The organism is Funiculus sociatus GB2-C1, assembly GCF_039962115.1.
In the GTDB taxonomy this organism is placed as follows: Bacteria; Cyanobacteriota; Cyanobacteriia; order Cyanobacteriales; family FACHB-T130; genus Funiculus; species Funiculus sociatus.
On record NZ_JAMPKJ010000077.1, the window covers coordinates 1 to 22,151 of the forward strand.

General features: G+C 46.4%; 19 protein-coding genes and 1 tRNA gene. 6 read left to right on the forward strand and 14 right to left on the reverse strand.

From position 1 onward, the window contains the following. From NDI42_RS24710 to NDI42_RS24740, 7 genes are all read right to left on the reverse strand, one after another. A partial coding sequence (locus NDI42_RS24710; protein ID WP_190450560.1) for an IS1 family transposase occupies positions 1-100 on the reverse strand: 100 nt, incomplete at its 3' end. Between the two features lie 34 nt (positions 101-134). Further along, on the reverse strand, positions 135-581 hold the full coding sequence (locus tag NDI42_RS24715; RefSeq protein ID WP_190457305.1) for a type I restriction enzyme HsdR N-terminal domain-containing protein: 447 nt from the start codon (positions 579-581) through the stop codon (positions 135-137). A gap of 244 nt (positions 582-825) precedes the next feature. Next, positions 826-1,455 carry a hypothetical protein gene (locus tag NDI42_RS24720; RefSeq protein ID WP_190457307.1) on the reverse strand — a complete coding sequence of 210 codons (630 nt, stop codon included), beginning with the start codon at positions 1,453-1,455 and terminating at the stop codon, positions 826-828. Positions 1,456-1,662: 207 nt separating this feature from the next. Then, a complete protein-coding gene (locus tag NDI42_RS24725) occupies positions 1,663-3,432 on the reverse strand; it encodes a bifunctional serine/threonine-protein kinase/formylglycine-generating enzyme family protein (RefSeq protein ID WP_190457310.1) in 1,770 nt (589 codons plus the stop codon). 269 nt (positions 3,433-3,701) lie between these two features. Continuing rightward, on the reverse strand, positions 3,702-4,565 hold the full coding sequence (locus NDI42_RS24730) for an ABC transporter permease (RefSeq protein WP_190441057.1): 864 nt from the start codon (positions 4,563-4,565) through the stop codon (positions 3,702-3,704). 318 nt (positions 4,566-4,883) lie between these two features. Continuing rightward, the gene (locus tag NDI42_RS24735; protein ID WP_190457311.1) at positions 4,884-6,101 is read right to left on the reverse strand and encodes an ABC transporter substrate-binding protein; all 1,218 of its coding nucleotides are present in this window, start codon (positions 6,099-6,101) and stop codon (positions 4,884-4,886) included. A 104-nt stretch (positions 6,102-6,205) separates the two neighbouring features. Further along, on the reverse strand, positions 6,206-7,348 hold the full coding sequence (locus tag NDI42_RS24740) for an ABC transporter ATP-binding protein (protein WP_190457313.1): 1,143 nt from the start codon (positions 7,346-7,348) through the stop codon (positions 6,206-6,208). 364 nt (positions 7,349-7,712) lie between these two features. Between NDI42_RS24740 and mrdA the strand changes: the two genes are divergently transcribed. After that, complete coding sequence (gene mrdA, locus NDI42_RS24745; protein WP_190457315.1) at positions 7,713-9,497, forward strand: penicillin-binding protein 2; 1,785 nt, start codon at positions 7,713-7,715, stop codon at positions 9,495-9,497. Positions 9,498-9,607: 110 nt separating this feature from the next. Here mrdA and NDI42_RS24750 read toward each other — a convergent pair whose 3' ends face one another. Next, a complete protein-coding gene (locus NDI42_RS24750; protein ID WP_190457317.1) occupies positions 9,608-11,002 on the reverse strand; it encodes a DUF4335 domain-containing protein in 1,395 nt (464 codons plus the stop codon). A gap of 92 nt (positions 11,003-11,094) precedes the next feature. Next, positions 11,095-11,718: a DUF3038 domain-containing protein gene (locus NDI42_RS24755; protein ID WP_190423466.1), complete on the reverse strand. Its 624-nt coding sequence runs from the start codon at positions 11,716-11,718 to the stop codon at positions 11,095-11,097. A 404-nt stretch (positions 11,719-12,122) separates the two neighbouring features. On the opposite strand from NDI42_RS24755, the gene NDI42_RS24760 reads away from it, so the two are divergent. From NDI42_RS24760 to NDI42_RS24775, 4 genes are all read left to right on the forward strand, one after another. Continuing rightward, complete coding sequence (locus NDI42_RS24760; protein WP_190423464.1) at positions 12,123-12,635, forward strand: adenine phosphoribosyltransferase; 513 nt, start codon at positions 12,123-12,125, stop codon at positions 12,633-12,635. 67 nt (positions 12,636-12,702) lie between these two features. Then, positions 12,703-13,764 carry an ABC transporter permease gene (locus NDI42_RS24765; protein WP_190423451.1) on the forward strand — a complete coding sequence of 354 codons (1,062 nt, stop codon included), beginning with the start codon at positions 12,703-12,705 and terminating at the stop codon, positions 13,762-13,764. A gap of 65 nt (positions 13,765-13,829) precedes the next feature. Beyond that, a complete protein-coding gene (locus tag NDI42_RS24770; RefSeq protein ID WP_190457319.1) occupies positions 13,830-14,117 on the forward strand; it encodes a hypothetical protein in 288 nt (95 codons plus the stop codon). A 179-nt stretch (positions 14,118-14,296) separates the two neighbouring features. Next, positions 14,297-14,686, forward strand: a complete 390-nt coding sequence (locus NDI42_RS24775; protein WP_190457321.1) for a low temperature-induced protein — start codon at positions 14,297-14,299, stop codon at positions 14,684-14,686. 268 nt (positions 14,687-14,954) lie between these two features. On the opposite strand, the gene NDI42_RS24780 is transcribed toward NDI42_RS24775, so the two are convergent. The 5 genes from NDI42_RS24780 to NDI42_RS24800 form a co-directional block, all read right to left on the reverse strand. Next, positions 14,955-15,089 carry a hypothetical protein gene (locus NDI42_RS24780; RefSeq protein ID WP_277876862.1) on the reverse strand — a complete coding sequence of 45 codons (135 nt, stop codon included), beginning with the start codon at positions 15,087-15,089 and terminating at the stop codon, positions 14,955-14,957. After that, positions 15,060-15,130: transfer RNA gene (locus NDI42_RS24785), tRNA-Gly, on the reverse strand. Before NDI42_RS24785 ends, NDI42_RS24780 begins: the two co-directional genes overlap by 30 nt. Positions 15,131-15,205: 75 nt before the next feature. Further along, complete coding sequence (locus tag NDI42_RS24790) at positions 15,206-16,258, reverse strand: hypothetical protein (protein WP_190457323.1); 1,053 nt, start codon at positions 16,256-16,258, stop codon at positions 15,206-15,208. Between the two features lie 225 nt (positions 16,259-16,483). Beyond that, a complete protein-coding gene (locus NDI42_RS24795) occupies positions 16,484-20,215 on the reverse strand; it encodes a response regulator (RefSeq protein ID WP_190457325.1) in 3,732 nt (1,243 codons plus the stop codon). 143 nt (positions 20,216-20,358) lie between these two features. Next, positions 20,359-20,691, reverse strand: coding sequence for a hypothetical protein (locus NDI42_RS24800; RefSeq protein ID WP_190423441.1), 333 nt, complete (start codon positions 20,689-20,691; stop codon positions 20,359-20,361). A 461-nt stretch (positions 20,692-21,152) separates the two neighbouring features. Between NDI42_RS24800 and NDI42_RS24805 the strand changes: the two genes are divergently transcribed. Next, on the forward strand, positions 21,153-21,863 hold the full coding sequence (locus NDI42_RS24805) for a GNAT family N-acetyltransferase (protein ID WP_190457327.1): 711 nt from the start codon (positions 21,153-21,155) through the stop codon (positions 21,861-21,863). Positions 21,864-22,151: the final 288 nt, after the last annotated feature.

The following is a 22,151-nucleotide window of genomic DNA, read 5'->3' on the forward strand; positions in this document are numbered from 1 at the left end:
CAAATTGTCTGCCACAATCTCGACATTTAAAATTTTGTTTACCAGTGTGAGTATGACCATTTTTTACAACGTATTGAGAGTCGCACTTGGGGCATTGCATAAGCTAAAAATTACGGTAGGTTGAATAATTAAAATTATAGTTCATTAGCATTACTATGCAGGACTACCTCTTTCTCAGAGTTGCAGTACCACGAACAATCCATAAAAAATTCTTGAAGCATTGTATAGATGTAGTGTCTATACTCAAGCCAATCCCAACCATTTGTATAAACTGCAAATTTTGCACCCAAGCAACTCGCATAACTTATCGCTTGATCTAGACCTTGATCTGGGGATTTATCTTCTTGATTTTTGCATTCAATGACAATATACGGTATGAAATCTTGATAAATAACTATGTCAGCACGGTGTGTGCGTGTTCCAACTCGTACAGGCTTTTCGACATCAATGTTTCCTATGGGAACTGCATATGTTGACAGTAGTTCAAATAAAATCCACTGTCTGACTTTTTCTTCCGGTGTTTCCTGTTTATTAAAAAGATAATGTGAAGGCTTTACTTCATAGAATGGTCTAGGTGACATAGCGAGAGCCTTATGCAGAGAGTATGGGATTGCCTACCACTATAACGTTGCAGCTACAGCTCAGCATCTTTGCTTAGTGAGATCACCCACCCTATAGGTGCGTTCTCTTCTGCGGACACTCAACTAGGGAGGGGAACTTCAACCCTTAATTTGACCGCTTGTAGCCAGTGAGATCGCTCCTCGATGTAGCGCGATCGCTCATTGCCTAGAGAGCGTTAGATCAAGCGTAATATACTAAATGGACTCAATTGCTCAATCCTTCTATAGAATGAAATGCTTTAAATGGTATTGTTAAAATTCCTAAAATCTGACTCACTTCATTGATAAAATAGTCTCGCCTATCAATCCAAATTGTTTTGTCAGTCAACTTAAGAAACTTCCAATCCGTTCCCGTAGTTACGGCTCCATAGATACTTTCGATTGGCTCTCCATTTCGTTCATTAAATATTTGGGCGGCAACCATTTCAGCAATACACTGTCCTAAGCCAGATTTAATACTTTCATTTTTAGCCTCTGCCAAGGTTACAACTGGAGTCCGAATTTCATAGGATTCTTTTGAAGCAGTAAGAATATAATCGCAATATCCGCTCAAACCTGCTTGCAAATCAACATTGAACTCGGAGCCAGAGAAAAAACCAATTTGAAAATTAAGTATTCGCCTAACCTCTAATAAAACCGGGGCAATAATTAACTCCGCACGCGCCTTTTCTGTATTGATTGCAGTTGCTAAAAAGACATTCTCATTTAATGTGGTCTGAAGATAAGAACTTGGCAGAATTTCTGGAGTACCAGTAAATAAATCAATAGATTCTTCTATGGTTAACCCAAAGGCTTCTCTGACTTTAGTTAAGGTTGTAAAATCACTATATGCCATAAGCTAGAACTCTATAAATTAAATTAATTACCATAGGGAAGGTTTACCAGTATAGCGAGCGCTGTACTCGTCAAATATAAAAAACACTCTAATTCTTATAACCATCATAAATAAGGAAAGAGCAATTAGCCGGAAGGAGTAGCTAGGGCGCGACGCGCTCTATCTCACAATCATAGCTAAGTAGTAGAGCAGGCATTGAGTAAAGGTTTAAGAAGTCCACGTAGAGGCACTAAGCGCAACTCGAAAGCCATAGATTTTGCCCCTACTGTTCAGCACATACCAGCTACGACTTGCACTACGGCATTGAGGCATATAATTCCACGAACCACCGCGCAGCACCCGAAATGAATTATCTTTACCAGATTCCCACGCACTTCCATCAGCAGGCGCACCATTATAATTGTCATGCCAAACATCAGCACACCATTCCAGAACGTTGCCGTGCATATCGTATAGTCCGAAGGCGTTCGGTGGAAAACTCCCTACGTCTGTTGTATACTGACGATTTTTTCCCTTAGGTGCAGAAGCGTAAGTATAAATTCCGTTAAAATTAGCTAAATCAGTTGTAATTGTCTCGCCAAAGTGGAAAGGTGTGGTTGTTCCAGCACGACAAGCATATTCCCATTGGCTTTCGCTGGGTAAACGATAACTCTTGCCAGTTTTCTTCGACAGACGCGCACAAAATTCTACAGCATCGTGCCAAGATACATTTTCTACTGGTCGTTTTGCACTTTTGAAGCTTGAAGGATCTAGCTGCAAATCTTGGTTCATTGCTGGCAGATTTGCTACTGCTTTCCACTGTGCTTGTGTAACAGTAAATTTTCCCATAAAAAACGGTCCTACAGTTACTTGATGTTGCGGACTTTCATTTCTGTTACGTCCCTTCTCCGTGTCTGGAGAACCCATTAGGAAAGTACCGCTGGGAATTTCTACCATTTCTAGTGTCACGCCACCGCCTAAGTCTTCAGAGAAATATTTTGCTTGCTTTCGGCGGCGGTTAGTTTCCCTCCCCTGCGCGTTTACTGTTACCACATCAAAATCAAACGTTTTTAACGACGAAGCTTGCGAAATTTTCGGATTTGTTGGCGCTACAGATAACTTTTGCGGAGTCAACGCATTTAACACCTCTTCGGCTGATTGATATCGCCGTTTCGCACCTTTTTGAATCATCTTATCTAAGATGCTACGCAACTCATCGCTTACAGGATTTGGCAAATAATTCTGCCAAACCCAAGCATCCTCATCAGTATCAAATAACTCTAAAGGTTCAACGTTAGTCAGCAAATGAATGCAGGTGACTCCCAAACTATATAAATCGCTGGCAAAAACACCTTTCCCTACTGCTTGTTCTGGTGCAATATATCGAAAATCACCAATCACTGTCCCAGTTCTTGCCAATGCGGTTCCCGTAGCAAATTTAGCCGCGCCAAAATCCACCAATACCAGTTGATTACCAACCTGACAACGAATAATATTTTCTGGTTTAATATCTCGGTGAATCACCTGTTTGCTATGAACAAATTCCAACACACGCAGCAAGTCTGTCAACAAGCTGCGAATTTCAGTTTCACTGAAAGCGCCTTCTTGTTCTAAAATATGGGCTAAGTTCTGCCCATTGATAAACTGTTGCACCAAATATTGATGCTTCTCTTCCTCAAAATGGGCTAACAATTCCGGAATCTGCTGATGATGGCCTAATTCTTCTAGGCGTACAGCTTCTTGATGAAATAACTCTGCTGCTTTATTAGCTGTATTTGTGCCTTGCTGTATCGGAAAAAATTGCTTAATTACACAAGCTGGTTTGGAAGGTTTCGCTTCATCAATTGCCCGAAAAGTCCTACCAAATCCGCCTTGTCCCAGTGGCGCGATCGCACGATATCTACCCAATAGTACCAGCTTCTTCCCGCAACTTTGACAAAATTTGCCATCTTGAGGATTTTGGCACTTCTGACAGACGGGATTTAAGCAATAACTCATAAACGATTAAAAATCTAATTAAATGTAGGTTGAGTTGAGAAATGAAACCCAACCTACATTTATTCTAAACAGTGAATTAGTCAGGGCTTACTGACCAATTAGCTATTACTAAACCTTAAAAATTACTATATATGAGCGCACAGATTCCCATTATATAAATATACCAATTAAACCAACAGTTGTCTAGTACCAATGGCGAATATTTTAGAGATATTTAATTAAACTAAAGGTGTGTTAAGAGAAATTGCTAACGTACCGACATATCCACTTTACTTTTGTGATGTTGGATTGCCGTATTTGATGAGAAGCGCGATCGCTATACTCACCGCAAAAATCAATACCATACTCAAAGAGGAGCCAAATCCCCAGTTTTGAGTGGCACCCAAAAACTGGTTATAAATTAAACGAGATACCGTCATACTAGAAGCACCGCCCAGCAATTCCGGATCGACAAAATCTCCCAAAGTGCTAATAAATACCAGCAAAGAACCAGCAGCAATTCCTGGCATAGTTTGGGGTACAGTTACTTTCCAAAAAGTTTCAATCGGATTCGCGCCTAAATCAGCAGATGCTTCCAACAAACGGCGATCGAGTTTTTCTACAGAAGCGTAGAGAATCAAAACCATGTAGGGCAAAAAGCTGTAACCCATGCCAATAAACACTGCTGAACTTTGGTTAAGCAACTCCAAAGCAGGTAGCCCCAAAGTAGTTAACACTGTGTTGAGAACACCCGTAGGACGCAAAATCGTAATCCAGGCGTAGGAACGCAGCAGCGATGATGTCCACAAAGGTAAGACAAAGCCCAATAGCAGCAGGTTTCGCCACTTTGGCGGTGCCATTTGACCAATCCAGTAAGCAACGGGGAATCCTAGTAAAAGGCAAACTATTGTCGTGCCAAAGGCAAAGAATAGCGATCGCGCTATTACCTGCAAGTAAACTGGCTGAAATACTAGAGCATAATTATCAAGCCCACTGGGATTAACCACATCCCCTGGTCGAATTCCGGGGACTAAACTTAGCTCAAAAATCACCAAAGTTGGCAGCACTAGCAACAAAGCCAACCAAATACCAGATGGCAAAAGCAACGCCACTGGTTCCAACCAATTTAAGCCTGGGCGGGTTTTGCTGCCCATCAGAACTGGTGATTCGGAAACTCCATCAGATGGAGTGGGATTGGGGATAGAAGAAGGGGAAGTTGGGGTAGACACAATCTGATTTTGGATTTTGGACTGAATAGTTAAATAATATTTTGGATTTTAGATTTTTATAAATTTAAGCATTGTACTGTTAAAACCAAATACTATAGCAATCCTATTTTACTTTTAAAGGAACCGCCCAGTCACGACTGGAGCAGGAAAGAAATAAGTTCATAAATGAGTTGGGATTGCTATATCAGAAGTACAACCTGCCTGACTGGACTAATAACTCTTTAATCCAAAATCTAAAATGGGTTACGCACTTGTTAATCGAGTCCAGTAGGCTTCATAAACTTCGGCAACTTTTCCAATAGGTGCGACACCTTCGCAATTTTCTAGCCGCGATTCTGGGGGAAACAAAATCGGATTATTGCGGACTTCTTCTGGTAAGAGATTGATAGCAGCTTGATTGGGTGTTGCGAAGCTTAAGCGTTCGCAAATTTGGGCAGCAACATCGGGTTGTAACAAAAAGTTCATCCAGGCATAAGCGCCTTCTGGATTGGGCGCTGTGACGGGAATTACTAACGTATCTGTCCACAGCGAAGAACCACTTTTAGGAATTACATATTCCAAGTTTTTGTTTTCTGGGATGACTTCATTAGCATCTGCCGAAAAACACATAGCTAGGAGCAAATCATTTGTTAAAATTTGAGTTTTCCAAGCATCAGTAGTGAAGGAAGCGATCGCGGGTTTCAGGATTACTAATTTTTCATACGCCTGTTTAATCTGCTGAGGGTCTGTTGAGTTGTAAGGATATCCCATCATTTTCAAGACAGCACCCATCACTTCCCGAACATCAGAAAGTAACGTCATTCGATTTGAGAGTGTCTGCTTGTTGTCCCAGAGATAGTTCCAATCTTCAGGTGGCTGCTTCAGCTTCTGTGTATTGTAAATCAGACCCGTTGTTCCCCAGCTCAAAGGTATGCTGTAACGGTTTCCTGGGTCATAAATTGGATTTTGGAATCGGGGAACAAGCCGATCTAGACCAACTAAACGCGATCGCTCTAATTCCTTGAGCAAACCCAAATCTACCATCTTTCTCACCGTATAGTCAGATGGGTAAATAATGCTATATTCCCCACCTCCCAACGCCTGAAGTCTGGCTAACATCGCTTCGTTGGAATCAAAGACATCTGCAATGACCTTGATTCCCGTCTCCTTAGTAAAGCGATTTAGCAAATTATCATCTGTGTAACCAGCCCAAGTGTAGATATACAACAACTTGCTGGAACCTTCTGAATTGGCTGGTGCTGAGCGCACTTTGGCAAGCGTCCAGCCGCAACCGGACAAGCCTAGTCCCAGGCTAGCAGCGGCTGAGTTCTGTAAAAATTTCCGTCGTGTTATACCATTTTGGATTTGGATTTTGAAGCAATTTTTGGGGAGATTGATTCTTCCCAAATCGCGTGATTTCGGATTCTGGATTTTCAAAGCCTTAGCAATCGCTTGCTTTAAAGATCCATGTGTCGAAAACATTTTCCAAAAAGGTTTTAGTTGCCTGGGAAATTTTGGTAGAGCAGTTGGAGGCACAGGAGTTAATAGCAAAAAGGAACAATAAAGAAACGGGAATGAAGCAATTTTTAATTTTTAATTCCTGCATTCATTGCCAAACAATCTGTAGTAGACCAGTGGGCATAAACAGGAGTGTTGAGGGCAACTTCGGCTCCTACTGTGTTCGGTTGCCTTACCGTCAAGCAATCGCCTGACAATAATTCCACCACATAATGAACATGAGTTCCCATGTACATCATGTGCTTCAGCCGCCCTTCAAAGCAATTGCCCAGGCTAGCTGGGGGATACAGGCTTAGCTGAATCTTCTCTGGACGCACGCTTACCACAACCTCCTGATGCGTACCACTGGTATTCCAAGGCTCAGGAGGCTGCACCACAATCTTCTGTCCACTGTTAGTGACAATATTGATGGTCGAATAATCAGACGCTTCGATGCGCCCCTCAAACAGATTTGTATCGCCAATGAAATCCGCCACAAATGGTGTCCGGGGACACTCGTAGATTTCGCTAGGGCTGCCAATTTGCTCAACCTTACCCCCGCGCATCACAGCAATTCGGTCAGAAAGACTCAACGCCTCCTCTTGGTCGTGCGTCACCATCACAAAAGTTAAGCCCAAGTCTTGATGTAAATTGGACAACTCCACCTGCATTTGTTTACGCAGCTTCAAATCGAGTGCGCCCAAAGGTTCATCCAGCAAAATCACCGCTGGACGATTCACCAACGCCCGCGCTAAAGCTACTCGTTGCTGCTGTCCGCCAGACATTTGTCCTGGGTAACGGTTAGCGTAGGATTCCATTTTCACTAGCTTGAGAGCTTCTTGAACGCGGTCGGCAATTTCTGCTTTTGACAGCTTTTTAATCCGCAACCCAAAGGCGATATTTTCCCAAACATTCAAATGGCTAAACAGAGCATAGCTTTGAAACACAGTGTTCACCGGACGACGGTAGGGCGGTACGTGATTCATTGACTGTCCCTGAATCAGTACCTCTCCCGCTGAGGGAGTCTCAAACCCAGCCATTAAACGCAAGGTTGTAGTTTTTCCACAGCCAGAGGGGCCGAGAATACTAAAAAATTCTCCCCGGTGGATGTCTAAGTCAACTCCACGAACTGCTGTTTCTCCATTGAATACCTTAAAAACCTTGCGGAGTTCGACATCCAGTTCATCTGTAGTCTCCGGAGAGCGTTGTTCTTTGACAGAAGTTTGAGACATATTAATGTTTCCCAGCAGCGAGGTTCCACAGAGTTTGGAGTTTTGTGAAGGCTTTGATTAGGGATGCTCAATTGAAAATAGAGCTATGACTTTGGTTTATTTTAGCTGTCGCGCCATCCTGATCAGCTATTAGATTCAAATTTTGCTATTCTGCTCACCGGGTAGTGGGGATTAGGGAGGAGGGGAGGAGGGGATTGAGTGTGAGTGAAAAATTCTCCCTTGTCGCCTTTTGTCCGCCTGCGCCGTCTCCTTTAGTAAGGCGTGGCGATAAACTATGTAGAGGCGATCGCTACTGGAAACTACTCCAAACTACAATAATTCATTCGTTTCCCTTTTAAAGTTAATAAACTGACATCTTGCTTCTATGACCTTAATCCAGCCTTCCTCAATTGGGCGTCAATCAACCACCCGTTCTGTGGGCAGACAATTTCAGTCTGTCATTATTATGCTGTTCGTTACCACGCTCTTAGCGGGTGGGATTGGCTCTCGTTTGGTGTATTTGCAGATGGTTGAGGGCGATCGCAATCGCGCCTTGGCAGAAAACAACCGGATTCGTCTGATTCCGAAACAGCCAGCACGGGGAACCATTTTCGACCGCAAGGGTAGAATCTTGGCAAGTAGCCGACTGTCTCACTCAGTTTTTCTGTGGCCTATTGCCCAAAAAGAGAAACCGTGGCCTGAGACCCGCAAGAGTCTCTCTGAGCTTTTAAATATTCCTGAGAGCGAAATTCAAAAGCAGGTGGAAAAAGCAGGCTATAACTCTACCTCACTGCTACGGATTGCCCGCGACATCAATCCGGCACAAATCACAGCCCTAGAAGAGTACAGAAGCACACTACAGGGGGTAGAGGTGGATATTGAAGGGGTACGGAACTACCCCAACAAGGAAGTAGCCGCTCACATCTTAGGCTACACGGGTGAAATGAACGATGAAGAACTGCAAGGGCGCAGAGATGAAGGGTATCGCCTGGGTGATGTGATTGGTCAGATGGGCGTGGAGGCGGCTTTTGAGAAAGAGCTGCGCGGAGAATGGGGCGGTCAGCAGGTTGAGGTGGATGGTGCGGGTCATGTACAGCGGATTTTGGGGCAGAAAAAAGCCAGAGCTGGGAAGGATGTGCAGTTAACGCTGGATCTGGATATCCAGAAGGCAGCTGAGAAAGCGCTAGGCGATCGCAAAGGCGCGATCGTAGCAATGGACCCGAACAATGGTGCTATCTTGGCGATGGTCAGCCGCCCAGCCTTCGACCCCAATGTTTTCTCTAAGCGGATCACGCCTGAGACGTGGAGGAAAGTGCAAAGTAGGGGCAACCCCTTCGTTAACCGCGCTTTACGAGTCTTTCCCCCAGCAAGTACCTTCAAGATTGTCACGGCTACTGCTGCTATCGAATCGGGCAAGTATTCTCCAAATACAGTATTGGCAACCTATCCTTACCTAACCGTTGGTGGGATTCGGTTTGGTGAATGGAATCATGCCGGATTTGGCCCATTAGGATTTGTCGGTGCACTTGCCATGAGTAGCGATACCTTCTTTTACCAAATTGGCAGAGGTATAGGCGGCCCAACCTTAATTCACTGGACTCGGCAGTATGGCTTTGGTGAAAAAACCGGGATTGAGTTAGGGACAGAAGAATTACCGGGACTGGTTGCAGATGATACCTGGAAGCAGAAGCGATTGAAGCAGGAATGGACAATTGGAGACACGGTGAATATGTCTATTGGTCAGGGGTTCTTGCAAACGACACCGCTACAAGTTGCTGTGATGTTTGCCGTTCCTGCTAATGGTGGTTATCGGGTCAAGCCTCACGTTCTCAAGGATAATGAAGAGTCCAAAAATTGGCGAAAATCTTTGAACATGAAACCCGAAACGCTGCGGGTGTTACGTCAAGGACTGCGGCAGGTGGTAACTAGCGGCACTGGTAAAGGTGTGAATGTGCCAGAGCTTCCCCCAATTGCGGGTAAGAGTGGTACAGCAGAGGCTCCACCGGGATTGTCTCATGCTTGGTTTGGTGCCTATGGGCCTGCGGACAAGCCGACTATTTTGGTTGTTGCCTTTGCAGAACACTCTGGCGGCGGCGGCGGCAAGGTGGCAGCCCCGATGGTACGACAAGTTTTAGAGGCTTATTTCAAGGTGAAGAAGCCAAAGAAGTAGGGATTGGGGATTGGGGATTGGAAGGACTCTTACCCAGCCCCTAGTCCCTAGTCCCTAGTCGCCAGTTCCCAGTCCCCAGTCGCCAGTTCCCAGTCCCCAGTCCCTAGCCCCTAGTCCCGAAATTGTTCCACTTCAACAACACCGTTGGGTTTAAATACCACCTGGAATTGAGCCAGAGGTTCTTCTTGGGGGAGGGTTGTGGCGCTTTGGTTCGCGTTGACTAAGTTAGGGAGCGGAGTTTGCTTGACATAATCATAGCCAGGCTGATTGTACGGTTCGTAGTCCGCGATCACGCCGTCTTTGTTCACAGCAACTCGATAGACTAAGTTACGCGGAAAGGCGACACTTTCTTTTTTCCAGTTGCCGTTGATTTGACTTTCTAGCTGAGTTTTTAAACTCTCCAGTTGGGTCGGATCGGTAATTTGTGGCCCTAAGCTGGGTTCGCCTGTGTAGCCACGCCAAGGACTGACTTGCAGAACGCCTGTTCTGGTAAACACAACTTTGAACTGACCGATAGGATCGCTGCTTCTAAAAGTGCTTCCTCCGGCTGGGATGTAGAGCAATTCTGGCAGTGGCGTGTCAGAGGCGCGATCGCGTGCTGCTACATTGACTGGTTTATAACCGACAATCGCTCCATCTTGGCCCACGCCGACGCGATAAATTAACTGTTCGCTAAATCGGCGGCGCTTCCCAGACCACGTCTGGGCAATTTTGTCATACAGTCTCCGTTCCAAAGCCCGCAGCTGGGTAGGATCGGTAATTTCTGGCACTGATGTCAGCAGAGATTCCAGATTCGTCGCATCAGCGCTTACTGGTGTCGGGCTTATAGTTGGCTGTTGCGAAGCTACGGGACTAGCAGGCGTTGTGGCGCTGGCATTCGGCTGCGCGGAGGAATCTTTAGGTGGCTCGACATTGGGAGGCGGTATCACAAAGAATGCGATCGCTGCCACCCCCAAAATTGATACCCCTACTGCTGCTGGTGCCGCGCGCTGTGCCACTGGCACTTCCGCCTTAGCATAGCGCTTAGGAACAGGCGCAATTGACAGGTTTATGTCTGGTAGCGTCCTGCTATCCGCCAAGAACTGATCCACCGCATCCACCAAATCAAACAGCTGCACCGTGGTCAAATCCACTTGCCTAGCCGAGTTAGCAGTCGAGACACCTGCTGTGTTCGAGTCGCCAGCACTTCCTGGCATCTCAACACTTAACCTGTGCAGATGGTCATTAACTCTATGCAACTGAACTGTTGTCGGCTTGTCCTGAAGGTTGTGCCAGTGAGGAACCCCACTCAAAAATTCTTGTGCATAATTACTCACTGCCATCACCAAACTTTCAAAAAAGTCGCGTCCCCCGGTTAACGGCTTCTCCTGACCAGCAAAACGGCACTCAGCATTAACCAGGATAGACATTAATGGTCGGGCATCCACCTGACCGGATGTGCCATCGCTCAACCCTTCTAGGATTAGCGTGCAGTTAGGCAGACTGTACGGACGTCGAATAGTCATCTTTAGTTGTTAGTTGTTAGTTAAAGTATTGCTAATTGTTCAAGATCCATTAGCCAATAGCCATTAGCCATTAGCTAATGACTAATGACCAATCACACTTCGCCATCAAACAAACTGCTCCAAAAGCGTTGCATTCCAGACGTTCCCGTACAGAATAGCAACTCACTCAACAACTCCATTGCCAACTCGTTCAACTTGTCATCAGAATTGTAAATGGCGACAGCAGCGCGACGCGGATTCATCCGACTCCGGAAGTGGGCGCGGAACCGTTCCAGATACTCAGACAAGCGATAATGATGTTCCAAGGGCAGCTGCTTTTCCCGGAGTTGTTGATAAGCAAATAGCAGCTGTCGGATCAAGACAGTCAACCGCCGCGCCAAGTGGCAGGCAATTACTACCAGCGCCTTAGCTTCAACAAACGTCAGCAAACGTCGAGTATAAGAGCGTCGCAGGGGGTTGGTGCTACGCAATCGCCAGAGGTTCACCCGATTTTGGATAACTCTCTGGAGTTCCAGATCCTGGGATATTTTTAGCATTGCTTCAGAACCCCCCAGTTCCAGGGCTTCTATTGCCAGTAAAATCAGGTCAATCTTAGTCCTTGTTCGACGCGGACACACACTAGACGCGATTGGTGGGTCAGGGAGACTGTCCAGAATCAGTGGCATTGACTCTTGCAAAGGACTATTTAATGGCATTACGCTCACAGAACGATTCATTCCAAATAGCAGGGCTGTTGAACTGGTTGATGGCTTGCACCAATCTAAAACAAATTGGACGCTTGAACTCAATGACTTCTAGCTGTTAAGTTTGTGTCCATCGGCTACCCAGTAATTCATATGCACAGCCCAATTTTACAGAAATCAGGATCTCTTAATCCTAAATTTGGAGTCACCGGGTCGGGCCGTTGGATGGCTGTCTTGGGCTGTAATTGAATCAAACAGCTACCACTGAGAAACTCAATAACTGCTGCAAGCGTGTTTTGAGTGTTAAAAATGCTCCGAAACCGTGCAACCTTCTAGTGTACGATTTTCCAGGTAGATAGTTGCACATCCTGGGTATAGTTTCGCTGGGAATGGCAACGATGACGAAAGTTACCCACACCCTTTTTTTTAGAGCTGCTATGGATCTCAAGTCTCTGATTCGCGACATTCCAGATTTTCCCAAGCCAGGAATTTTGTTTCGAGATATAACTACGCTGCTGCGAGATCCGGAGGGATTGCGCTTCACTATTGATTCTTTAACGGAAAAGTGCGCCCAGTTTTCCCCGGATTATATTGTTGGGATGGAGTCGCGGGGTTTCATTTTTGGCGCACCTTTAGCATACAAACTGGGAGCTGGGTTTATCCCTGTCCGGAAGCGTGGGAAGCTACCTGCTGCTGTTCATGCGATTGAGTATGAATTGGAATATGGGATGGATCGCTTGGAGGTGCATCAAGATGCGCTCTTACCCGGAAGCCGGGTTTTGATTGTGGACGATCTGATGGCGACTGGTGGAACTGCCAGTGCTACGGCCGAATTGGTGCAGCAAACGGGCTGCACGTTGGTGGGATTTGGCTTTATCATCGAGCTAAGGGATTTGAATGGGCGGCAACGACTTCCTGATGCGCCAATTGTGACGTTGGTTGAATATTAGTAATTAGCTGATTGAAGTATTGCTAATTGTTTAAAAGCCATTAGCCATTAGCCAAACTTTGTGTTACATGACTTCTACTAGAGATTCTTCAAGAGAAAATAGGTTCAATGCTAGTTTAAATTGGCTCAAAAGGCTGCTTGCTGGTGAAACTTTTCTCTACGTGGTGAAGCGGCTGTTACAGGCACTTTTGACTTTGTTGCTGGCATCAGCTTTGAGTTTTGCAATTATTCAGCTAGCTCCAGGGGATTATTTAGATACTCTGAGGCAAAATCCCAAAATTTCGCCAGAACGAATTGAGGAATTAAGACAACAGTTTGGTTTGGATAAGCCAGCAATTGAGCAGTATCGGCGTTGGTTGTGGCAAATTGTGCGCTATGGAAATTTTGGCACCAGTTTTGTCTATCAGCGTTCGGTAGCATCGCTGTTGTGGGAGCGCATCCAAGCGACTTTGGAGTTGGCGATCGCTTCTGTAATTTTGACATGGGCGATCGCTATCCCTCTGGGGATCGTCGGCGCTGTTAACCAAAATCGGACAAGCGATCGCATTCTGCAAGTCCTCAGCTACGCCGGACAGGGATTTCCCAGCTTCATCACTGCTTTGTTGCTGCTGCTTCTGGCGCAGTACACCTCCCCCTTCTTCCCTGTCGGTGGTAGAACCAGCATCAATCACGCTGACTTGTCCTGGTTTGGCAAAATTTTGGATATCGGCTGGCACATGATTTTACCGACTTTGGCGCTCTCTATCACCAGCTTTGCTGGTTTGCAGCGAATTACCAGAGGGGAATTACTCGATGTTCTTCGCCAAGATTACATCCAAACGGCTCGCGCTAAAGGACTCCCCGAAAATCGAGTCATTTATGTTCACGCCCTCCGCAATGCTATTAATCCTTTGGTAACACTATTGGGATTTGAATTTGCCGGTTTGTTAAGCGGTGCTTTTATTGCGGAATTTTTCTTCAACTGGCCTGGATTAGGGCGTTTGATTTTGTCAGCAGTTACCGCCCAAGACCTCTATTTAGTAATGGCAAGTTTGATTATGGGCGCTTTTATGCTCATTGTCGGCAACTTATTCGCAGACTTGCTGCTCAAAGCCGTTGATCCCCGAATCAAGTTGGAAAATCTTAAATAAGCTAACGGTTAATTGTTGATGACTGTTAACAATTAGCCATTAGCAATTAGCCATTACCAATTGATATGTTTTCCCAAAGTTATTACCTCATCCGTTCAAAAGTTGACGGGCAATATATTGCCGCTAAACCAGATAAAACTGCAACTGGAGCGGGTTATTTGTTGATGTTTAACGAAGACTTTGACGCTCTAAGCTATCTCAACACCCACGCTCCGGATGTGGCAAATCGTTTCGCTATCGAATCAATCTCTGGAAGTCAGATAAAAGGTTTACTCCAACGGTGGGGCTTTACAGGAATTGGTGTAGTGGAAGATCCTTTATTACCGAAAATTCAGTTTTTATTGCCGAGTTGAAGGTGAATATTGCCTTTTATTGCCTTTTCTAAAGATTTATTGCATCTATACCTACCTATAGATGTCAAAAGCTCCATAATTTGAGCAAATAATAGATGGCGTTCAGGCAGTTACTTCGTCTGAACTGGTTAATAACCTTAATGCTTGCTAATTTCAACAAATTGGGAGAGAGGTACTGTATGAAATCGATCCGCTTCAACCTATCTGCCTGGGTACGTCCAGTGCGTTTGGTAATAGCTGCCGTTGCGTGCGCGTTCCTAGTATTTTCCTATGCGACACCAGCTTTCAGCGCCAGCAAGAATAACCCGCCTACCGGAATCAGTGGCACCCAAAGTAAACCCTCAGATGGAGAAGCAAATCTGCTGGACATCGAGCTGAAATCCCAAGAGGCGGTTCTGTCAAAACCCTACTCGCTAGAAGAAACCCAGAAGGAAGCAAGTAAGGGTCTGAATGAAATTCAAGGGGACTCTGATATTGAGAATATGAAGCGCCCTGAAAATACCCAAGGCGTTGACTCAATTGAACAAAAGATCGAGAAGGCTCTGGAAGCCGTTACGGGCAAAGACTAGAGTTAGAATCAAGACTCGGTGCGCTAGTATCCGTTGAGTGCGGGTGTGCGGCGTTATCACGAGGATACTTACTCAAGGCTTGTTGTTAATTTGTTATATCAAGTCTGTGGCATTACCCATAAGAAAAAGGCCTCTAGAGAGATTTTGACTTCCCCAAAGTCGCCTCTTCCCGATTAGGGGTGAGGTTCCTTTGCTATTAGGGGTAATTTACCGGACATGATAAAAAGAGGCAGATTTTTATATCTGCCTCTTTTTGTACCTCAATTGATTAGATAATAGCGATCGCACCGACTCTACCCTGAGCTAATGAGAAAAGTGCGATCGCTCTTGAGCCGATAAAATAGTGTCGTTTGTTTCCACCGACAACTGAAAAAGCGGGTAGCGAGAATCGAACTCGCATCATCAGCTTGGAAGGCTGAGGTTTTACCACTAAACTACACCCGCGAAAGATGTATCTTGCCATACTTAAACTACATTACCATAAATTCTCGATAGTTGAGCGAACAATTCAACATTTTCTCATCTAGAGAGAGGGGAAACTCTGATAGACACATCCAGTAAGCTTTGGACGGGTTGACCCTCGGAGATAGCGGGGTTAAATTTCCAGTCTTGGATTATACCTCTAACAAACTGGTCAGCAGCGAAATTTCCGCTACCTTGCACAACGTTCGTGGATATAACTTCCGCTTGTCCGTTCTCAGAAATTAACAATCTTACTTCCAAGACTAAAGGCTCCCTTGGAGTCTGTGTTGCCGGATAATTCAGGTCAGAAAACTGCTTTTGCGATCGCTGTGGCTCAGCTAGCTGGCTAGGCTCATCCCTGCCACCGTTACCAGAACGGACGTTGATAAAGGAGGCAACAACGCCTGCACCTTGGCTGGACTCTCCCGGCAACGAGTTACCTGGGTTAGGTGGCGGTGGTGCTGATGGTATAGGATTCGGTGCCGCGGGCGCTGGAGGGCTTGTGGAGGCAGGAGCCGGGGGTGGTATTGTTCTTGCTGGCGGTTGGGGGGCGGGAACAGGGGAGCGCTGCTCATTCGTCGGATATGGCGTACTTCTGGGTGCTGGTGTTGTTGCGACTGGACGATCGGCGGGGAATGGAGATCGCTGCTGGGGTTCCACATTAGGGTTGGGTGTAGGCTCTATGGGTCTGGTGCTGACATCAGGACGAGCCACCTCCTGCTGTCTTTGCTGGCTAGAAGGCACAGCAGCGTCGGAATTTTGAGTTGGGGATGGAGAATCTAAAGGCGAGTTTTGCTGGGTAGTGGTGGAGTTTGAGGGAGCAGATGGAGAACTATTAGCTGTTCTTAGGCGACGCTGGCGCTGGCGTAGTGGGCGGCGATCGGCTTGTGGCTGCAAGGAAGCTTCCGAAGCTGTAATTAACTCAATGGGAATAGGCGCTTTACTCACCTCAAAAAATGCAGATAGCGCCGTCATCCGCTGCAATATCCAGATTGCCAGCACATGGAGAAAAATAGAACCCAGGATGAAATTTACCCACAACATTAGTGGTTCGGAGTGCTGCCGATTGTTCGTCTGAGTAGGAGTATTGGGGTTGGTTGGTTGTGCCATTCTCAAAAGCAGAACTCTATTTTTAGAATCATGGGCGAAATTATTACCCTGCGATCCCACTAGGAACGCCTGAAGGGAGGAGCAAGCCTCCGCAACAGAGAAAAATCACAGAGAATGTGAGACTCCCGTCTAACGCGATCGCATTCCCAAGCTCAGCTGGGGAACGAGAAAAACTTCTAATTCCTCGCCTCCTAACTTTTGACTCCTAACTTAACACTGACCACTCTAAGCTTCAGGACTTTTTTGCGGATTCACGGCAAAGCTGAGAACAGTTTCATCAATGCCTTTGAGGGTGAGTGGACTTTGCTTGGTCATTTCATCTTCGTCCAGATAATCAGCAACGGCGGCAGAAACCAGGATGCTATTGGGTTGGGCTGCTTCTTGAAGACGAGAGGCGATATTAACACTAGGGCCAACAGCAGTGTAGTCGGATCGTTCGGCACCGCCAAACATTCCTACCACTGCCGTTCCCTGGTGGATGCCGCAGCGAAACTGTACAGGGTTGCGTCCGTTAGTGCCAACCAGACCATCTTCGATCCATTTTTGGTTAAGTAGCTCTAGAGAAGCGTGCATTTGTCGTGCAGATGCGATCGCTCGTCGTACCTGTTCGTTGGGTGTTAGTTCCTCTGGTGCTCCAAACAAAGCTAACACGGCATCTCCGACAAACTTATCTACTGTGCCGCCGTTATCAAATACAGCTTTGGTCATAGCTTCCAGATACTCATTGAGCAATTCTGCCACCTTGCGCGATCGCAAGTTGTTTGCCAGCTGAGTAAAGCCCACAATGTCACTAAACAAAACGGTAATCAATTTGGGTTCCGGACTTAAATCCAGCTTTAGTTCCCCTCTCGCCGCCTTCTGCACCATTGATGGTGGTAAAAAGCGCTTCAATACCGACTCTGTTAAGTAACTATTTAGCTCCAAAACCCGGCGCTCGTTTTCCTTGAGAGCCAGTAAATTCCGTACCGAGGATAACAATTCCCGGTCATTAAACGGCTTGGCTAGATAGGCATCTGCCCCTCTACTGGTGCCTTCAATTCGAGTTTCCTCGTCCACCTTAGCGGTGAGCAAGATAATCGGTGTCCCCTTCAATTCCTCCTGTTCGCGGATCATCCGAATCATATCCAGACCCGACACCAAAGGCATCATCAAATCCGTCACAATCAGGTCAGGACGACGATTTTTAGTTACGGTGAATCCTTCGTCCCCGTTGCGTGCTGTCCAGACTTGATAGCCTTCATTTAGCAGAATGCGAGATACATAGGTTCGCAGATCCGGATTGTCGTCCACCACCAAAATAGAGGAGATGTGGGAGGAGTGATGAGTTAGGAGTGATGGGTTAGGAGTTGAAGATTCTTTTAACTCCTCAGCGTTAACTATTAACTCCTCACTCTCAAGAGCTTCTTCTTCTATCTCCAGGTCGGCTAATTCTACCGCAGCCCGATTGAACTGCACTTCGGTTGGCACTTCCAACACTTGATCTAACGGTAGGTGAGCTGTACCAGTTTGCAACCAAACAGTAAAGGTGCTGCCTTCTGTGTAGACTGAGCCTATGGAAATTTGACCGCCGTGCAGTTCCACCAGTTCTTTCACCAGCGCCAAACCTAAACCACTGCCTTCGTAGGATCGGTTAACTGACCCTTCCGCCTGCCGAAATCGTTCAAAAAGATGGGGGATTTGCTCTGGGCGAATGCCAATGCCAGTGTCTGCAATCTGTACTCGGACGTGATCCCCAGCGGATTCAACCGTCACGGTAATTGTACCCCCCACGGGAGTAAATTTCATGGCGTTGGACAGAAGGTTGTAAAGTACCTTGTCAAATCTTTCCAAATCTAAGTAAACCGGAAGACAAGGACTGGTGTAGGTAAGCAGATTCAAGCCTTTTTTCTCGCAGTAGGGGCGAAAGGCTTCGACAATTGTCTCGACAAATTCCACCAAGTTACAGGGGCGGAAACTAGCCTGCATCTTTCCGGCATCAAGTCTTTGGATGTCCAGCAGTTGATTGACCAGTCGCAGCAGGCGGCGGGAGTTGCGGAGAGCGATCGCAGCTTGTTCGTAAGGTAAATCTTGATGCTGGTTGACAGCTGACTCCAGTGGCCCCAGCATCAGAGTCAGAGGTGTCCGGAACTCGTGAGAAACGTTTTGGAAAAATTCGGTTTTCTGACGGTCTAATTCTAATAATCGCTCTGCCTGTTGCCTGGTTTTTTGGTAGAGTCGGGACTGTTGAACTGCGATCGCTGCCTGCGCTGCCACAGCTTGAGCTAATTCAATCTCCGATGCGTGCCACCGTCTCGATTTGTGCGTTTGGCGCAGCGTAATACTGCCAATAATCCGACCATCCGAGAGTAACGGCACCACCAACAGCGCCCGCGCCGGACTCCGCAAAGGCAGATCAAACCCATTCATTTCTGGTTGTTGACCCAAATCGTCAATTACCACTGGTTGTTGCGTAGAGAGTAGTTGCTGCAAAACCGGATTACCAGCAATGGGTACCACTGACTGGGGTAATTGAGAATTCTTAGCTTCATGTTTTGAGTTTTGATTTGTCGAGGCAGTGCCTGTGAAAAGCCTTGAATTATAAGTTAAAAATTCTGGCTTTTGAAGTTCGATAACCGACTCCGCCCCCATAGCGTCGTCCATCACACGGATCTCTGTTCCGTCATACAAGCCCACGCACTGGACAAACTCATCTTCCTCCCTCCAAAGAGACAAAGCACAGCCATCTACCTGCAAAGCTTGTCCCAGCTGTTGAGTAATCGCCGCAAAAATATCCTGCGGGTCAAGACTGGAGCGGATAGCCGTGGTAATGGTATTGACAAGCGCCTCTCGACGTGCCAAATAGGAAACTTGCTCATAAGCCCGTGCCTGAGAAAGAGCTAAAGCGGCTTGATCCGCCACCATTACCACCAGCTGAATTTCATCATCCTGCCATGCACGCGGCTCCCCACACTGATGTAGTGCCATCACTGCCATCAATTCCAATTGGCAATACAGCGGCACCACCAGGCTAGAGTGAATGTCCTGCTTTCGCATAGCCTCAAGCCGTTGCCTAATTTCCGGGGTATGAGCGCTTAATCGCTCATCAGTTTCAACATCATTAATCACTTCCACATCCTGCGTTTCCCACACCAACTGACCTAGACCTGAGTCGGTGTCTTCATCTTGCTGCTCTCTATGTGAATCTAGAGAAGAAAAGGACGCAGGTATGAGGACGGAGGACGCACTGGCGTATTCTTCCAGCGTCCTAGCTCCTAAATCCTCACTTTTGCCTTGTGCCTCAGGTTTTAATCCAGAAGTCAACAGTCCTGATAATCGCCGTTTGCCGTTTGCCTCTTGCCTTTGATAAATAAACCCTTCATCTGCCATCTGGTCTTCTTGGAAGGGACGCAGAATACAAACACTCACCTCCAACATATGACCGACTGTTTCTACAATCGTCTGGAGGACTTGCCGCAGGGGCGAACCACCCCCGCCTCGGTACTGGGCATTGCGAATTGTATTGGTGACTGTATTCAGCAGCGATTCTCGGCGCAGCGTCCGGCAAAGTTCCTCAGTACGAACTTTCAGGACGTTGTGGGTATCCATTGCCTGCTGCACCAGCGCTTTTAGCTCGGCAGCGTCCCAAGGTTTTGTGACGTATTTGAAGACCTTACCAGCGTTGATAGCTTCCACCAAGTCTTCGACATCGGTGTAACCTGTCAAAATAATTCGGATAATGTCTGGATACTGAGTGGCGGTGAGGCTCAAAAACTCAGTACCGCTCATTAAAGGCATACGCTGATCCGAGATGATCACCGCAACATCGCCCTCGGATGCCAAAATTTCCAGGGCAGCTGGGCCGTTGTCTGCCCTGAGTACCTTATAGTCTCGATGGAATGTTCGGTAAAGCAGGTCGAGGTTGTCTGGTTCGTCATCGACAACCAGAATTTTCGGCTTTTTGCTGCCTTGGGATTTCATGCCCCGCTCTCCTGCTGTTGTAGCGCGTAGCTCGTACATACGCCCATGCGGTTTAAAAATAGTATCCTCATGCACAGATTCTTCCAGGGATCAAGATGGCTTACGGACGTAAGAGGAAGACGAATTATAGATATATAAAGCTACTATCCCCATATGACTGTTTCCGCCTCCGGAAGCTGTGGCCAAGCTAGGCGATGCACCCCAATTGATCTTAAGTTTTTAGTTTCACTTTTGCCGCGTCCTCGGCTGTTCTGAGAAAAACACCCTAATGCTACCTTATGCTCCCCGATATTATATTGGGCGTAGGCGACACTAGCGTATATGCCCTTAGTCGCTAGATTTTGAAAAGTCGCTTCTCTAACACCGATGCTTGTTGTGGTAGGGCAATAGCTGTTCTCTGTCGTCAGCCAACTGGCAACTAAGGTGTCCCGCTCAATTAATTTAATTATTTTTAGGGGAGAAAATGCACTTCTCACTTGCTTTCTATTTAAGATACTCGCTCTAGATCAGTTTCTTTAATTTTTGTGAGGGAATCTCAGTTATAACTGGTTTAACCCACACTTTCATTATCCCGACACCAAATTGTCAGACAACAGGCTATTAGCGGAATACCTCCAAGAACGCTGCTGCTCCGGATATAAGCCTACTCTGCCTAGTCTATGACGCTGCCTGTACTCCACGGGGTCAATGCACTCCTTGTACAATAGTATCCTTGCTGGAATAAAAGCTGCTCTTGAAAGTCAAGACGTTTCGGTAGGGCAGGTGGTTGCCAAAAAAAACTCTTATTGGAATAGGTAAAGCTTAAGGGATGGGCGGCTTTTGGCATTTAGTCGTTGCCAAAAGCGGGAATGGCGGCGAAAAAAGCTACGCTCAAGGAGGGCTATTTACCTCTGATGACCAATATTGAACCGCGAAAATTTGTACAAAATGATCTACGATGAAACCTGCTAGAGATCCAACTGGGCTAGCTCCTCACCACTGCTTTCCTTTAGTTTTGCACCGCCAACCCGAAAAAGACGTACAACCCAAAATTGCCTGTCACTTTATTATCCGGACGGCCCGCCAAAGCGATCTGACAGGTCTGACTGAGATCCTGGCGGATAGTTTTCACCCGCGCAATGGGATTTGGAACTGGTTCTATCCTCTTTTTCGATTAGGAATTTATGAAGATTTGCGGAATCGGCTGCGCTCGGCTCCTGAGAATTACATTTGTTTAGTCGCTCTTGAGCCTGTTGGCGGCACTAATCAGGGAAATAGCGATCGCATCTACTCCCAACCCTCAGAGTTTGAACACGCTGATGATTCTGTGGTAGGCACTGTAGAAATGGCGCTCCGTCCCTCTTCCTGGCAACCTTGGGGTTCTCAATATCCTTATATCTCCAATTTGGCTGTCTACAAGTCGTGTCGGCGGCGCGGCGCAGCGCTGCAATTGCTGCGCTACTGCGAGCGAATAGCTCTAGAGTGGGGTTTTGAAGATATTTACCTCCACGTTCTCGAAAACAATCATCAAGCTAGGCAGCTTTATCTGAAGGCGGGATATGAACTGCACAAGGTTGATCCCAGCTGGAGCGACTTGCTGTTTATGCGTCCCCGAAGGCTGTTTTTGCACAAACACTTGACTCCTAAACTTCAAAACCACAACTCATGAAAAAAGCGTGAGATTGGAAAAAAATTTTCATCCCTTGAATACGTAGGGACACGGCGATGCCGTGTCCCTACTTTGCTGATGGCTGTTGGGTGCTACTTACTTTTGTAATTTCCTGACATTGGGCCATATGCCATAAAATAAAACTGCGAGATTACAGATTAGTGACTTATACTTACTGATGTTAAATGTGTTGTTAATGTAACTATTATTTATATAACAGATGTCTAACTGACTCTTAAGCGCTTCCTCCATCCAGAACTCACAGAATTGAAGCAAGTTTATGTGCTG